Here is a 15,435-nt window from a genome sequence, read left to right on the forward strand (position 1 = left end):
GCTACAGCCGCAACAGCTGGTAGCCAGGGAACCCTGACCTTTACCGGAGCACAAGCTGCTGACTATCGTAACTTTATCGATGCGGTTGACACAGCCATCGGTTCTATGAACGACCGTGTAAACCAGATCGGTATGGCTCAGTCTTCATTGAGTACCCGTGAAGTAACCCTGTCACAATCCATCTCGGCCAACAGTTCTGCTGCCAGCCGTATCATGGATGCTGACTTTGCCAAGGAGCAATCTGAGTCTGTACGACTGCAGATTCTGCAGCAGACTTCAACTTCTGCGCTGGCTCAGGCTAACATGGGACCACAGTCAGTACTTGGTTTCCTCGGATAATTTTCTAAGAAACACCCAAGTTGATCCCAAATCCATGCCTCTGATAAGGAGGTATGGATTTTTTTGTTTGCGAAAATCAGATCCTTGAGATTAAAAAAGCTGAAGTTCTTAAACTGGAATATCGCTTATCATCGTGTATATTTAAGCTCATTTTAAGTTTTCAAAAAAGCTATGAGCTATACCCCCAAATTTATTCTTTTAGGCCTGATCATTTTTACTGCCTTAGGTTGCACTACTCCTGACAAACAAGCTCCTGATAATCAACCCAAAGAAGAATCATATTCCGGGATGCTACAACACACCGTCTATTTCTATCTAAATGAAGACGTAACGGATGAAGAAAAAGCTGCTTTCAAAGAAGGACTCGAAAAGCTGATGTCGATAGAAGAAATCCACCGCTATCATATTGGTGTTCCCGCATCTACTACGGAAAGGGAGGTTACCGATCATTCCTTTGGATACTCAATTTTTGTGTGGTTCAGCAGCATGGAAGATTACGATGTGTATGCCGACCATCCTATCCATCTTGAGTTTATTGATGACTACAGTAACCTCTGGGCTGATGTGAAGGTGTATGATTCAGAGCTGATAGTTGATTCAGAATAGTGTGCATTAAGAAAAAAAATTTAGATAGCCCCTTTATGTTGTTTGAGTAGTCTCTATCATGCTTTCATCTGGAGTATAGGCCGGTGCCCGGTAACTAAAATAGACGATCGTTACAATTAAAAGTCATTATACAGGCTGGTAAGTTAGAGAGAAGCTTTTCGTTGAATAGCTGTTACCTGATCGATAGCATATCCATTTAAAATCAAGGTATAGGTTTCTATAACAGAATTTCCTATACTTGAAAAGTATTTTACTACTCAAATAAATTTCAAGTAAATGGAAAATATTTCGGAATCGCTCAAATTTTTTTTAAACCTGACAATGACGCAGGCACTCATAGCCCGCAGGTTTGATGCAAGGTTAAGCATACACAGCCTTAGCCTTAATGACTTTATGATACTCTTTCATCTTAGTAAAGCGCCCGATGAAAAACTTCGGCGCATAGATCTTGCTGAAAAAGTGGGACTGTCCGCTTCCGCCATCACCAAAAAAATTACCCCGCTTGAGAAGATCGGCATGGTAACCAAAGAAGCAAATGCGCGTGATGCCCGTGTTAGTTTCGTAAAGCTTGCTGAAGGAGGAAATAGGGTACTGCACGAAGCTTTGCAGAGTGCAGAAATGGCTGCAAAGGAACTTTATCCCAAAGAAAAAGAGGAAAAGCTGGTGCAAAGCAACCAGGTGCTGATAGAATTAGGAGGCTCCGTTCAATAGGATGAATTTAAGGTCTCCATGCCGAGAAAGGGGCAGAAGGAGACCTTCGTCTTTTGATAAGAAGGAACTTCATCTAAAGCTATTTTTAACCTTGGGTTAACAGCACGATGCTATCTTCCAAAGCCGCCACAGAATGTGGAACTTCGGCTGGAATATCAATCTCTTCAAACTGCTTCAGGCGTTCATCTTTTTTATTTTGATGATAGATGATTTCCCCTTCCAGCACCAAGAGTTTGGTGGGGTGATGTGCGGTGTGATCTTCCAGCTTCATTTCTTTCTTAAAGCCGAATAAAAGCACTTTAAAATGATCACCGGTGTGAAAGGATTGCGCGATGGGTTTTTCCGAGCTTTTCAGCTGTTCTTTAATACTCTGTACAGTCATAGTATGATAGGTTTATGAGAAAGCTAATGAAGTATCGAAAACCGATAGATTTCCTGTACCTGGCTATAGGTCAGTCATCATGTTTGGCAATCACCCAAACGGCGTGAATAATACCAGGGATAAATCCAAGAATGGTAAGTAAAATATTGAGCCAGAAAGCCCCTTTGATTCCAACAGTCATAAAAACACCGAGGGGCGGCAGGATAATGGCAAGAATAATGCGAAGTATACTCATAGGTAATTGTTTAATTTATAGTATTTAATAAGCGTATTTAGTGGCTAAAATGCTAATCTAAATATGGGGTTAGGAAACGGTGGTTTCGATATCGTTGCCTGTTTTAAGGGTTTGATATACTACGCAAAAGCGTTCGGTAAGCTTGATCAGGGTATCAATTTTATCCTGTGGTTCTTCAGTCTGCAATTCAAAGTTTAGCCGGATGGCTTTAAAACCTACAGGCGCTTCTTTATCCACTGAGAGGGTGCCGCGGAAATCGAGGTCGCCTTCGGCATGGATTTTGGCATCTTCGAGTTTGAAATCGATGGCGGTAGCGACGGCTTTCAGCGTTACGCCGGCACAGGCTGTTAGAGCTTCCAAGAGCATATCCCCGGAACAAACAGAAAGTCCATCGCCGCCGGTAGCAGGATGGAGCCCGGCTTCAACCATCGCTTTGCCGGTTTCTACTTTACAAGTGATGCCTTCCCCCACACTGGAGGTCGCTTTCAGGGTAACTACTGCTTTTTCAGGATCTTCCTTGTATTGCTCTTTAAGTGGTGCTTGAATTTCTTTGAGTTCTTCTGCTTTCATGAGTAAATAAGTAAGTGTAAAACGGGTTTATTAAAATCTTTAAGTGTCGGAATAAAAGACAATGAATATAAAAAAAGACCCGCAGGGTATTTGAAATCCCGGCGGGTCTTTATCTTTGTATAAGATTCTGGTGTAAACTTATTGCTTGTACACTTTTCCGTCCTTCATTACGAAAGAAACGGATTCCAGTGTGGTTACATCTTCCAGTGGGTTTTTGTCGGTAGCAATAAGATCTGCATATTTTCCACTTTCAACTGAGCCAACCTGGTCTTCCATTCCTAAAACGGTAGCAGCAGTAACAGTGGCACTTTTGATAGCTTCCATAACCGGCATTCCTGCTTCGGTCATGTAGCGGAATTCCTTCCCATTCATGCCGTGAGGGAATACGCCTGCATCCGTACCAAAGGCGATGTTGACACCGTATTCGTAAGCCTGCTTAAAGGTATTCTGAATTTTTGGTCCGATTTCCAGGGCTTTGGGAACTACCAGCTCAGGATAGTAGCCATCGATTTTAGCTTTCTCCGCCACCCATTTTCCGGCTGAGATGGTAGGTACATAATAGGTGCCGTGTTCAATCATCAGGTCCATCACTTCCTCGGTCATGTGCGTGCCATGCTCAATAGTAAGTACGCCTGCTTCAACCGCTCTTTTCATTCCTTCTGCGCCGTGAGCATGAGCGGCTACATGCATCCCGTATTCGTTTGCCGTTTGTACGATGGCATCGAGTTCATCTTCAAAAAACTGTGGGGCATCACCTGACTTGGCTACACTTAACACTCCGCCGGTGGCTGTGATTTTGATGTGATCGGCACCATTTTTATAGCGCTGTCGTACGGCTTCCCGGGCTTCTGCCGTTCCATTTAGAACACCTACTTCAGGGCCGGGAGCTCCCATTAGATCATTTTTCCATCCGTTGGTAGGATCAGCGTGGCCGCCCGTTGTTGCTAGTGATTTCCCTACGGTGATAACCCGGGGGCCATCCACAAAGCCTTGGTTAATGGCATTTCGGAGCGAAATATTTACACCGGAACCACCAAGTTCACGGACGGTGGTAAAACCAGCCATTAGCGTTCGTTTGGCATAGGCTGTGGAGCGCAAGGCAAAATCTGCCTCATTAAAAGTGAATGCTTCCATGTATTTTTTGGGATTGGTTTCACTTTCAAGGTGTACATGAAGGTCGATTAGACCAGGGAGAACTGTTTTATCACTTAGATCGATTAGCTGATCGCTTCCTGATGTGTTGATGAACCCATCCTCAATAGCCGTAATTTTATTATCCTCGATAATGATGCTGACATCACTTTGAGCTTCATCAGAAACCCCGTCAATGAGGGTTCCGGCATGGATTACCGTCCGTTGAGCATAGGCATTAAACGCCAGTAGCAGCGTAAAGAAAAAAGAAAGGAGAAGAGCTTTAAATTTCATAGGTAGATATTTTTAATTAAAGAATAGACATGCAAAATGCATCGGGGCTAATATGCATCTTCCAACCAGAGAAATAAAATCTACTTTTGTTATAAAATGTTACTAGTAGCGATCATTTAATCCCTTGCCAGCCAGTATTATAGGAATGATTTTTTTCAAGCGGCGTTCTTTGGTTTCCTGTTTTTTGGCTTCGCGGATGTAGCCGGCGTATTCCCGCTGACGTCCCGGAGTCAAAGCCTTAAACTGCTGGTGTAATTCGGTGTTTTCTTCAAAAGCCTCTGACAGCATTTCCGGAATTTCAGGCTCCCTCTTGGTGTCAATATCGACCTCTTTGCCGTCTTTTTGGTTAGTTATGGCCTGTTCCAAAAAATCTTTTATAAGGGATTTGTCCATCTCCTCTTTAGATTGAAAACGAAGCTGACGCAGTGCTTTTGTCTTACCTTCCTGGGCGTTATGTAAATGATTTCCGGGATCATTCAGTAATGCTCCGTTAAAGAACCAAAGCCCGAAGTAACTCTTAAAAGCTCCGATGCCTACTACATTTTTGTCCTCGAGTGTATAAACCGGTTGCCCCCATTTGATGGTTTCTTCCAAGCCAGAAGCTAAAATTAGTTTACGTAATTCCTCCAGCCCGGCTTGCCATTTTTTGTTTTTGCTGATGAAGTCGTCTACCGTTTTTCCCATAATATTCTATCGTTTATTTAGCAGAAAGGACTTACAATATATAATTCCCCGCTCAAAAAAAGAGATTTAACGGGATAGGCAGTGCAAAAAAAAGAGCCGGAACAAATCCGGCTCTTAAACTAAAATGATATTGAAGAAGAAAGGCTATTTAACCTTCATAGCATCTTCCACCAGTTTATCCTGTTCGGCTTGGTGAATCTTCTTCTGTCCGGCGGCAGGAGAGGCAGACGCTTGTCGGCCGACGTAACTAAATTTTTGGCCTTTTTGTAACAGCTCCATAAAACGAGGGGCTACAAAATTCCAGGCGCCCATATTCTTAGGCTCTTCCTGGCACCAAACGATGTCTTTCACTGATTTGAAATCCTTGAGTTGATCCTGGATCTCATCATCAGCAAAAGGATAGAACTGCTCAAGTCGGGCAATGGCCACGTTCTCTATCTCATTTTCCTGACGGTACTTCAGCAGGTCGTAGTAGACCTTGCCGGAGCAAATGACCAATCGGTCAACCTTTTTGGCGTCCGTGAATTCTTCATCCATAATGAATGGCTGGAATTTGCCGTTTGCCAATTGTTCAGTGTTAGAAGTAGCCATGGGATGACGTAACAAACTCTTTGGAGTCATCAGGATGGCCGGCTTCTTATTTTCCTGCAGGGCCTGGCGGCGCAACATATGATAGTATTGAGCCGGAGTCGTCAGATTCATTACCTGCATGTTATCTTCGGCACAAAGTTGAAGAAAACGCTCCAGACGGGCAGAAGAGTGTTCCGGGCCTTGTCCTTCATAGCCATGCGGCAAGTTCATAACAAGCGCGGTTTTCTGTCCCCATTTTGCTTCACTTGAAGAAACAAATTGGTCGATGATCACCTGGGCTCCGTTAGCAAAGTCACCGAATTGGGCTTCCCAAATAACCAGGGCTTCCAGTTTTGAAGCGCTGTATCCAAATTCGAAACCAAGGGCTGCAAATTCACTTAACAAACTGTTATAGATGTAAAACTTGGCCTGGTCATCAGACAGGTTATTTAGCGGGGTGAATTTCTGGCTGGTTTCGGTACCGTGCAGTACGGCATGGCGGTGGGAGAAAGTCCCACGCTCTACATCCTGTCCGGTCATGCGGATCGTCGTTCCCGTTTTCAGCAGCGAGCCGAAGGCCAGTAACTCCGCAAATCCCCAGTCAATTTTCTTCTCATTGTTATTAACAATTTCAGCGCGCTTGGCCAGCTGCTTCAGCAACTTGGGATTGGCGTCAAAATCTTTGGGTACCGTGTTCAATTTAACGGCAATTTCTTTAAGCTCCTCGGCCGGATAGGTGGTATCCGGATACGCCTTCCATTCATCCTGGGGCGTTTCGGTACGGTCAATCAGGTTGTCAGTCACTTCCAGGTTTGGAGCCTTTTTGGCGTCTTCGAAAGCTTCCTGTAGCAGTTGATCGAATTCATCAAAAATCTGCTGGGTTTCTTCTTTGGTAAGCTCACCGTTTTTCACCAAATGCTCGGTGTAAAGATCTCTAACCGGGGAGTGATCGTTAATCTCTTTATACATACCCGGCTGGGTAAAGGCAGGTTCATCGCCTTCATTATGCCCGTGCTTACGGTAACCGATGAGGTCAATCACCACATCTTTGCCAAAGCGCTGACGGTAATCCATCGCAGTTTGGATGGCATGAACGGCAGCTTCCGGGGTATCTCCATTCACATGGAAGATAGGGGCCAAAATCATTTTAGCCAGATCGGAGGCATACTCAGTCGAACGACCATCCTTAGGCAGGGTAGTAAATCCAATTTGGTTGTTGATGATAATATGAACCGATCCGCCGGTTTTATAACCTTCCAGCTGTGACATGTTCAGGGTTTCTGCAACCACGCCTTGTCCGGCAAAAGCGGCATCACCGTGCATGAGAACGGGTACAATATGCTTGGATGCATCTTCATCTTCGCGATGATCCTGCATGGCACGTGCAGCTCCTTCCACTACCGGATTAACGGCTTCAAGGTGAGAAGGGTTAGGCATCAATTCCAGCTCAATTTCGGAACCGTTAGCGGCTTTATGCACGCCTTTTGCACCAAGGTGATATTTCACATCCCCGGAGCCTTGAATGGAATCAGGATCGATGTTGCCTTCAAACTCTGCAAACACACGGTGGTAAGGCTTGTTCATGATATTTACCAGCATATTCAACCTGCCGCGGTGTGCCATCCCCATAAATACTTTTTCAATTTCGTGGGTACCCGCTTTTTCCAGCATGAAGTGAATCATGGGAATTAAGGTATCAGCACCCTCAAGAGAGAATCGCTTATGACCGATGTACTTCTTGTGGAGAAACTCCTCAAAGGCCATAGCCTGATTCAGCTTGTGCAGAATTTCGCGCTTATCGTCTTTACTTAGCTGGGCATTGTTGCCTGTAGATTCCATTGCTTCACGCAGCCACTGACGTTCTTCCAGATCCAGCAGGTGCATGTATTCCACACCAATGTTTCCACAATAGGTATCACGCAGTAAGCTGATTATCTCGCGGAGCGGAGCACGTTCTTTGCCTCCAAGTCCGCCGCAATAAAATTCGCGGTCCAAATCCCAGAGAGAGAGTCCGTAATACTCGAGATCCAGTTCCGGGTTCTTGCCGGGCTCTTTGCCCAATGGATCCAGATCCGCGAGTACATGTCCTCGCATGCGGTACATGTTGATAAGGCGCCAAACACCCACCACGCGCTGGTCGTGTTCCAGCGTATTGGCTTTGCCTGAGAACGGACCAGTATATTGATCTTCGCCGTAGGGCAGAGGCTCATAAGGGATGTCAAGATCTGAGAAAATCTGATCGTAAAAGTCTTCCTGACCACTGAGCAGGTCATCAATTTTCTTAAGGAACATGCCCGATTCGGCCCCCTGAATGATGCGATGATCATAGGTGGAAGTGATGGTCATCACTTTGCTAACGCCAAGCTGGTTGAGCACTTCTTTACTCATGGCGCGATATTCCGCGGGATAGTCAATGGCACCCGTTGCAATAATCGCTCCCTGACCTTGCATGAGTCGGGGCACGGAAGAAACGGTGCCAATGGTTCCAGGGTTGGTAATACTGATCGTGGTACCCTGGAAGTCTTCAATCTGCAAGTTACCGTTCCGTGCTTTGTCAATTAGTTCGGCATAAGCATGGAGAAACTCCTTAAAGTTCATTTTATCCACACCCTTAATATTCGGCACAACAAGGTTTCTTGAACCGTCCTTACTCTTCAGGTCAACAGCCACACCTAAATTCACCGAATCAGGCTTAACGCGGTAATGATTACCGTCTTTGTGGAGGTAGGAACTGTTGAGGTTGGGGAAATCGCGCATGGCGCAGATAATAGCCCAGGCAATAAAATGCGTAAAGGAGGCTTTGGGCTCGTTACGGCGCAGCAAATGGCGGTTAATAATGGTGCGGTCTTCCACCATCATCTTAACTGGGAGTACACGCAGAGAGGTAGCCGTTGGCACCTCAATACTTTCGTCCATGTTTTCTACAATCTTGGTAGCAACGCCTTTAATTTTTTCCAGGGAAGCATTTTTGGGAGCGGCTTCTTCCTGTTTTTTGGCTTTTGGTTTTTTATCGACCGCTTTTTCTTTGGTGGTTTTTTGATCACCATTTACAGGGGCTTTAAGAACGGGTGTGCCGCCGTCTGGCTGTAATTCTTCGGGTTCGGTCTCATCAACCGGTTTCCCTTCCAATTCATCGAAATAACGTTTCCAATGGGAAGGAACAGAATCCGGTTCGTTTTGATACTGTTCGTAAAGTTCTTCTACTAATGCTGAATTTGGGCCAAATACGGCTTCAAGTGATTTCAATGGTCTGTTAACCTCGTGCGGAATTTAGGCAGCGATTAAAAAAGATTTAAAGTAGTAATGGTTTTTGCTTGGAAATAATTCAAGAGCAACCGACTAAAGGACTAAAGGATGATATTAAGTCACCTGCAAAATTAAGGATTCATTGTTTAAAAAACGATAAAAACTGTAAGTATGTAAGCCCTTCTGATTTTATTTTACAAAGCCTTATACATGAGACTCATGCAGCTCAAAATCCTGCATTGCTTATTTCCTGTTTAATATGTTTTCGGCACATAATGGGTAAGCTTAAAGCCAGAGGCTACATGTTTTCTCAATTAGAAAATATTATTCCGTAAAGTGCGCCATTCACTTGCAAGTATAATACAAAAGCAGGTAATTAGGGCTTGCTAGAAATCTAAAGGGGATTTGGTATGGACAATTCTACAGAATCAGAGAAAGAGAAAAGTACGACTACAAAACATCCGGGCTTTTTTGAAGATATTCTAAGTGGGGTGCTAAATCTTGATCGCGGGCTCCCCGCCACCATTTGGGCTATGATCAAAGCTCCTAAAGCGGTTATTGACGACTATTTCCATGAGAGAGAAAAATTTACCAATCCGTTCCGCTATACTATCATTTTAACCACCGTTGCCACTTTCGTAGCAACTTACTTTATGGATTATTCAGAAATGTACCATAATGCCATGGAGATGGGAGCGGGCGAGGAGATGGATGTTTTGATTACTGATCTTTCAGAGAAAATCCCCTCTTTCGAGTGGCAGTTATTTTTTGACCGGATGATCCTGATTTCGGTAGCCATCACAGAGAAATTCATCCAAATAACCTACCTGTTCATGTATGCGCCCATTTTAGCATTATACTCCTATCTCTTTTTTAAAAAGAAGCATCCCCGATTCCTGCATCACTTTGTAATGGTGGTGTACATGATATCTACCTACTCCCTGGCTACCATCATTTATATGCCTTTTGTTGATGTCGAAAACTTTTTTAATTGGGTCGTGTACCTCTTTGGGATCCCCTTACAAATGGCCTATATCTATTGGGTGATGTATAATTATTTGGATGTCTCAGGTTGGGGGGAACATATTAAGGTAATCTTAACCGGCATATTGGGATATGTCACCTTTTCCATCTTAATGACCCTACTTATGTATGGCGGAGCTTTTATTTGGACACTTTACGGCTGATTAATCCACCGAAGTATTCATAACTAATTCAGAAGGGATCTCCTCTTCAAGTACTCCCAATCCAAAAAGGGCAAAGTCGTATTTAGCGGGATCTTCAGGATCAAGCACTTTCAACTTATTATTCAACTCAAGCACTGCTTTCCAGTCGTTTTGTTTGCGGGAAAGTAATCCCAGCTTTCGGGCTTGCCGGGCTACGTGCACGTCCAATGGAATTTTCAGTTCTGCCGGACTCATAAACTGCATAATGCCCAAATCAACCGGACTATTTTGCCGTATGCACCATCTCAAATACATATAAAGGCGTTTTGCAGAGCTATTTTTTTCAGTATTGGAAACGTGCTTGCGGGTGCGGCGGGGCATCTCAGGATGAAAAGTGAAAAACTGCTGATGAAATACCGCAATCAACTGCCTGTTTTCACGCTTGGCCGTATTGTAGCAGTGTTTCCAAAAACCTTCAAAATGCCCAAATTTCTGGAGGATAGATTGCAGGCTCTTGATCAGCCAGTACATGTCTACCGGTTTAAACGTACGGTGCTTGAACCCCTCTAAACGGCGGGCATCCTTTTCAGAGAATTGCGTAATGAATGCTGCCGGGCGGTAATCCATACGCTTTAGCAAATCTTCTACTTTAGCATTTACTATATCCCGGCGACCCCAGGCCATGGTAGCTGCAAAAAAACCAGCTAATTCCTGATCGTCCTTGCCTTCAAAGGCATGCATAAATTGAATAGGATCGTCGTGGATGTAATCTGATGTCTCCGTTTCTTTCACCAGATTATCCAGAAAAGGCTTTAGCTGCAGTAGTTTCTTCTTTGAAAGTATGCGTAATTTCTTTCTTCGCGGCAATACGGTTTGGTTTTAATTATGATGTATTCACTCACCCAAACAAATTACATCATAATTGGTTCAGTTTTGTTTCATAAGAAGAGTCATAGCCCTAAGGTACCTGTAAGATAACAAGGGAGATCCAGCTATTTTATCAATGTCATTTTTTTGGTGATGACGGTTTGATTGGTCATAAACCGGTAAATGTAGATGCCGCTGGAGACCTGTGAAGCATCCCACTGGAAGGTGTGCTGGCCGGCAGGTATTTCGTCCTGAACCAGGGTAGCTACGCGTCGCCCAAGCATGTCATATATGGAAAGCTCAGCATAAGATTGTACAGGTAACTCAAAAGCTATGTTGGTAGTGGGGTTGAAAGGGTTGGGGTAATTCTGAGACAAATCAAAATTTTGGGGCAGGTTGTTGGCATCGGAACCAGGATCTATGACCAACATAAACCGAGCGTTATTATTCCTTTTAGCTGCTACTTTGGGCTTCCCATCACCATCTGCATTGGGGGCTTTTTTCTGAGCAATTCCATCCAGGTTGAAGCTGTAAGAGAAGGCTGACCCAACATTTATTTCCGAATTTGTCTCACGATCTACCAGGCTGACTTTCCATCCTGAGGGGATATTCTTAAGCTCATCTATTGATAATTCCACTTGTGAGGAAGAAGAGTAGCCTGCTTCAAAAGCTTCCGCGTAAATGGGTATTTCAATGGGCCGCCCAAACTTTCGCGGCAGGTTATTGATGGTAAAATGTTCGCCTTCTTCTGAAACAGAACTTATAGCCAGATAAGTGCCTATATCTGGGGGAGGTAGCAATCGGTAGGCATCCATAACATCTTTATTGATACTTGCTTCATCCGAAAACATAAAATGAGTAGATGCTTCCTTGTCGCCATCTGAAATGCGAAGAGAGATAATGGGTTCAGTGTGGGTTTTAGATTGGGTTTTACCTACAAAGTCGCCCCCAAAGGTCTTGGCACTTTCATCCACTTCAAGGGTAGGGGAGGCACCGTTGGCTTTCACCCAAAAACCCTGGAAAGGAGAAATGAGTCCCTGGCTTGGGAGATTGCCCGTGGTGCCGTTCCAGGTTTTAAAACTGCTGCTTCCCGGATCCCATATATAAATGGTGTTATCCACATTGGTCTTGGTCCAGGAGCCGGAATCATCCCAATCGATACTGGCCGCATATGGGTTGCCTACCAGGTTCCAGCCGGAGTCGGCAGCCGTAGTGTATGTGATGCCAAAATTGGTGGATCCTGAATTTTCTTGTCCGGTAACACCCAGTGTGATCGGAAAATCAAATAAGTTATCATAAAGCGGATCCCCGTCAATATCCCCGAAAAAGAAGACGTAATGCCCGCGTCCATCAGGGACATTCGATGAAGCCGAAGAGGGAGCCCGCCAGCGTTGATTGTCGGTAGCCGGACCGCCATTGCTATTGGTAGCATAGCTTTCATCATAGTACATCACATTGGGCTGCAGAGTATCACCCGGATTAGAGCCGGTGGAATAATACGCACCGCTAAATCCCTGTGTAATCGTATTGTCCAGTAAGTCTCCGTAAGAGGATGAGATGGGGGATGAAAGCAGCCGCCATCCGGTAGAGCCAGTAATTCTGTGCTGCATGGTAAGATTACCGCCGGAAATGCTCTTGGTGTTTGCTATAAGCTCGTCACCGGTTCCCATAGTGAGGGTTCCATCGGTGAGGTAAAGGGTCCCTGTTACTTCGAGATTACTATTATGGGAAACCCCGGATGCGTTGTCAATGCGCAGATTGTTAGCCTGGCCTGGAAGACCGGAACCTGTACTTTGTGAAGAACTGCCGTTGTAGGTATAACTGCCTGAGCTGCTAAAAATACGGGTTGAGGTTTGAATATTACCGGATGAACCCGATGAAGTGATACCCGCAGTAGAGCCAATTTCGATCGTACCGCTGCCCACCTGGAAGGTGCCGCCGCCCGTAATTACATCGGTTCCAAGAGTAAGTGTACCGCCGCTGCCCACAAGCAAGGTGCCAGAATTAACGGTAACGGATTGTTGATCGGTGATGGTGGCTGAAGAATTGACGGTTACGGTATGGCTATTGCCAATAATGATTTCAGCATCATTTTCTGTGGAAGGATTAGAACTGGCGGCTGCCCCGGTATGGCTCACGGTAGACCAGGTACTATTGGAGTTCCAGTTTCCGTTTTGGCGGCTGTAGAACACCGTTTGGGTAACTACGGTAAAGCGTTTTAAATGATTGGTGGAGATTACACCGCCGTCTGTAGATTCTACATTGTTAATCGTTAGCTCATATTCTACTCCTTCTGTAAGGGTAGATACCACCAGCGTCACTTGCTTGTTGTTGGATGGATTCAATGTGGCACTTGAAACAGAGATGCCGTTGTTAATAGAATAATTAGAGACCGTTTCGGAAGTGGTTTCGTCCATAGCCTTGTTATAAGTTACAACCACTTCGGTAAGAGAAGGAGTTGAAATGGAATACACAAACGGCCTGCTACTGACAACCCCTCCGCCATCATCGTCGAGTTCACCTTGTATATCGATGGTATCATTGTCCTGAACAACCACATTTCCGCCATTTTCTACCGTAAGCGAATTTTCAATGATGATGGTATTCTCAGAACTCCCGTCGGTTTCTAATGTAGTATTAGAGCCCACTGTTACATCATAAAATTCAATGTCGTTACCATTGGTGTTAATGGTTTGAGTGCCATTGCCGCTAAAAGTGACATTACTGGTTCCGGCGTCAAAATTAGCACCGCTCTGTACGGTCAGGTTTCCTTGTAAATCAACATCAGAATCCCCAAGGTTTACGTCTCCGCCCCCGGTAAAGCTGGCATCACCACCTACAGAAAATGAGCCGGAAGTAAAAGACATTTCACCGCCGCTTGAAAGGCTGGCATTTCCGGTCACATTTACCGAACCGTCATCAACATACAAGTTCCCGTTATTGGAGAAATTGGCATCTCCGGAAACATTCATTTCTCCAGATTCTACGTATAGGTATCCACCGCTTTGCACATTTACGTCATCAGCAAAATTAGCGGTACCCGTGCCAAGGTAAGCTGTACCATTATTACTGATGCTCGAAAAGGCATTAAAATTCAATGTACCGGAATCAAGGTCCAGCACCCCACCACTGCCCACCTGAACTTCATCGTTAAAGGTAGTAATACCGTCATCGCCGTTGTATATGCCGTTGATGTTGGTTTCCCCATTAATTTCCACGGTCCCATTTTGTACATCAAATCGTTTATTGGAATTTACGGTTAGGTCTCCGTTAAAAGTTGCTGAACCGTTGCCGGCAGAAAAAGCGGGCTGAGTTCCATCGCCGCCGGTCGTACTTACATTGGCATTGGTGGTAAAACTTCCGCTGGTCATTTCGATGTATTGGGAAGCATTGTAACCCATAGAATAACTTGTGCCGGTGTGATTGACTGCTCCTCCATCGATGTGCAGTGATCCTCCCGAGATAAAAGACAGGGAGTTGGTGATAGTGAGGTTGCTCCCGTTGGCGATGGTAAGGGTGGTGACGCCGGAACCTGGCCAGTTGCTTCCAACTTGTACCGACGCTACCGTTGTGGTGTTACTGAGCACCGGTTTATTGGTCATATTGGTGATCTTTACACTTGAAGAAGACCCGGGAATAGTGCCGGCATCCCAGTTAGCGGCGTCGTTCCAGTCAGTACTTACGGTACCGGTCCAGGTGTGGGTCTGAGAAAAGGCAATGCCAGAGCCGATACTGAGTATCACAGCGGCTAAAAACGAGATAACTAAAATTCGGTTGGCTGAAACCATAATTTAGAGAGTCCTTACCCTCTAAAAATAAGGTTTTTAACACCCTTGACGGAGTTAAAACTCTCTAATATAGGAGGTAGAATATTCGGTTCGGAGAAGTAAAAAAACTTTCTTTATTTTGATGAAAAATTAAACACATACTTATGAAAGGAATTATACTTGCAGGCGGTACCGGATCACGGTTATTTCCGCTTACCAAAGTTACCAATAAGCACTTATTGCCGGTAGGTGATAAACCGATGATCTATCACCCCATTGAAAAACTGATAGAAGTGGGTATCAGCGAGATTTTAATTGTAACTGGTACCGAACACATGGGGGCTGTTGTAAACCTGCTGGGTTCTGGAAAGGATTTTGGATGCCGCTTCACTTACAAAGTGCAGGATGAAGCCGGTGGAATTGCCCAGGCACTTGGATTAGCCGAGAATTTTGCAGGCGATGAACCGGTAGTGGTGATACTTGGGGATAACATTTTCGAGACCTCCTTGCAGAAAGCCGTAGATAACTACGATGGAAGCGGCTCTCAGATCCTGATTAAGGAAGTACCTGATCCCAAGCGTTATGGCGTTGCTGAACTGGACGGGGAAAAGGTTATCTCGATTGAAGAGAAACCGGACCAACCCAAATCTAATTATGCAGTTACCGGCATTTATTTCTACGATTCCAAAGTTTTTGAATGCATCAAAACGCTGAAGCCAAGTGGCCGCGGCGAGCTGGAAATTACCGACGTGAATAACTTTTATATCCAAAACGGGGAGATGAAAAGCTCAGTGATGGATGGATGGTGGACCGATGCCGGTACCCCGGAATCCTATCGCACGGCAAATGAGTTGGTGCGGAGCTAAC

13 protein-coding genes are annotated in these 15,435 nt (G+C 44.9%); 5 read left to right on the forward strand and 8 right to left on the reverse strand.

Annotated elements, in window-relative coordinates:
- The 3 genes from FN815_RS14175 to FN815_RS14185 all read left to right on the forward strand — a co-directional run.
- The coding region (locus FN815_RS14175; RefSeq protein ID WP_281286804.1) for a flagellin at positions 1 to 339 on the forward strand (339 nt) is incomplete at its 5' end.
- Positions 340 to 510: 171 nt separating this feature from the next.
- Entirely contained in the window at positions 511 to 945 is a 435-nt protein-coding gene (locus FN815_RS14180) for a Dabb family protein (protein WP_142455309.1), read from the forward strand.
- A 276-nt stretch (positions 946 to 1,221) separates the two neighbouring features.
- Entirely contained in the window at positions 1,222 to 1,656 is a 435-nt protein-coding gene (locus FN815_RS14185; protein WP_142455310.1) for a MarR family winged helix-turn-helix transcriptional regulator, read from the forward strand.
- Positions 1,657 to 1,741: 85 nt separating this feature from the next.
- On the opposite strand, the gene FN815_RS14190 is transcribed toward FN815_RS14185, so the two are convergent.
- The 6 genes from FN815_RS14190 to FN815_RS14215 all read right to left on the reverse strand — a co-directional run bounded on the left by FN815_RS14190 (position 1,742) and on the right by FN815_RS14215 (position 8,768).
- A complete protein-coding gene (locus FN815_RS14190) occupies positions 1,742 to 2,038 on the reverse strand; it encodes a cupin domain-containing protein (protein WP_142455311.1) in 297 nt (98 codons plus the stop codon).
- 70 nt (positions 2,039 to 2,108) lie between these two features.
- Positions 2,109 to 2,273 (reverse strand): YqaE/Pmp3 family membrane protein, encoded by a 165-nt coding sequence (locus tag FN815_RS14195; protein WP_142455312.1) that lies wholly within the window; start codon positions 2,271 to 2,273, stop codon positions 2,109 to 2,111.
- A gap of 69 nt (positions 2,274 to 2,342) precedes the next feature.
- On the reverse strand, positions 2,343 to 2,843 hold the full coding sequence (locus FN815_RS14200) for an OsmC family protein (protein ID WP_142455313.1): 501 nt from the start codon (positions 2,841 to 2,843) through the stop codon (positions 2,343 to 2,345).
- Between the two features lie 138 nt (positions 2,844 to 2,981).
- Positions 2,982 to 4,268, reverse strand: a complete 1,287-nt coding sequence (locus tag FN815_RS14205) for an amidohydrolase family protein (protein ID WP_142455314.1) — start codon at positions 4,266 to 4,268, stop codon at positions 2,982 to 2,984.
- A 102-nt stretch (positions 4,269 to 4,370) separates the two neighbouring features.
- Positions 4,371 to 4,952, reverse strand: coding sequence for a YdeI/OmpD-associated family protein (locus FN815_RS14210; RefSeq protein ID WP_185957311.1), 582 nt, complete (start codon positions 4,950 to 4,952; stop codon positions 4,371 to 4,373).
- Between the two features lie 144 nt (positions 4,953 to 5,096).
- Complete coding sequence (locus FN815_RS14215) at positions 5,097 to 8,768, reverse strand: multifunctional oxoglutarate decarboxylase/oxoglutarate dehydrogenase thiamine pyrophosphate-binding subunit/dihydrolipoyllysine-residue succinyltransferase subunit (protein WP_142455316.1); 3,672 nt, start codon at positions 8,766 to 8,768, stop codon at positions 5,097 to 5,099.
- A gap of 410 nt (positions 8,769 to 9,178) precedes the next feature.
- On the opposite strand from FN815_RS14215, the gene FN815_RS14220 reads away from it, so the two are divergent.
- A complete protein-coding gene (locus FN815_RS14220; protein WP_142455317.1) occupies positions 9,179 to 9,955 on the forward strand; it encodes a DUF3667 domain-containing protein in 777 nt (258 codons plus the stop codon).
- Here the strand turns inward: FN815_RS14220 and FN815_RS14225 are convergent, their stop codons facing one another.
- Together FN815_RS14225 and FN815_RS14230 are read right to left on the reverse strand one after the other, a co-directional pair.
- Positions 9,956 to 10,801: a TIGR02757 family protein gene (locus FN815_RS14225; RefSeq protein ID WP_142455318.1), complete on the reverse strand. Its 846-nt coding sequence runs from the start codon at positions 10,799 to 10,801 to the stop codon at positions 9,956 to 9,958.
- A 125-nt stretch (positions 10,802 to 10,926) separates the two neighbouring features.
- Positions 10,927 to 14,589 carry a T9SS type A sorting domain-containing protein gene (locus tag FN815_RS14230; RefSeq protein WP_142455319.1) on the reverse strand — a complete coding sequence of 1,221 codons (3,663 nt, stop codon included), beginning with the start codon at positions 14,587 to 14,589 and terminating at the stop codon, positions 10,927 to 10,929.
- Between the two features lie 143 nt (positions 14,590 to 14,732).
- Between FN815_RS14230 and FN815_RS14235 the strand changes: the two genes are divergently transcribed.
- Entirely contained in the window at positions 14,733 to 15,434 is a 702-nt protein-coding gene (locus FN815_RS14235) for a sugar phosphate nucleotidyltransferase (RefSeq protein ID WP_142455320.1), read from the forward strand.
- Position 15,435: the final 1 nt, after the last annotated feature.

It is taken from the genome of Gracilimonas mengyeensis, assembly GCF_900182705.1.
GTDB lineage: Bacteria > Bacteroidota > Rhodothermia > Balneolales > Balneolaceae > Gracilimonas > Gracilimonas mengyeensis.

Coding starts and splice junctions, on each gene's coding strand:
- FN815_RS14180 (WP_142455309.1), top strand. CDS start 511: ATGAGCTATACCCCCAAATTTATTCTTTTAGGCCTGATCATTTTTACT.
- FN815_RS14185 (WP_142455310.1), top strand. CDS start 1,222: ATGGAAAATATTTCGGAATCGCTCAAATTTTTTTTAAACCTGACAATG.
- FN815_RS14190 (WP_142455311.1), bottom strand. CDS start 2,038: ATGACTGTACAGAGTATTAAAGAACAGCTGAAAAGCTCGGAAAAACCC.
- FN815_RS14195 (WP_142455312.1), bottom strand. CDS start 2,273: ATGAGTATACTTCGCATTATTCTTGCCATTATCCTGCCGCCCCTCGGT.
- FN815_RS14200 (WP_142455313.1), bottom strand. CDS start 2,843: ATGAAAGCAGAAGAACTCAAAGAAATTCAAGCACCACTTAAAGAGCAA.
- FN815_RS14205 (WP_142455314.1), bottom strand. CDS start 4,268: ATGAAATTTAAAGCTCTTCTCCTTTCTTTTTTCTTTACGCTGCTACTG.
- FN815_RS14210 (WP_185957311.1), bottom strand. CDS start 4,952: ATGGGAAAAACGGTAGACGACTTCATCAGCAAAAACAAAAAATGGCAA.
- FN815_RS14220 (WP_142455317.1), top strand. CDS start 9,179: ATGGACAATTCTACAGAATCAGAGAAAGAGAAAAGTACGACTACAAAA.
- FN815_RS14230 (WP_142455319.1), bottom strand. CDS start 14,589: ATGGTTTCAGCCAACCGAATTTTAGTTATCTCGTTTTTAGCCGCTGTG.
- FN815_RS14235 (WP_142455320.1), top strand. CDS start 14,733: ATGAAAGGAATTATACTTGCAGGCGGTACCGGATCACGGTTATTTCCG.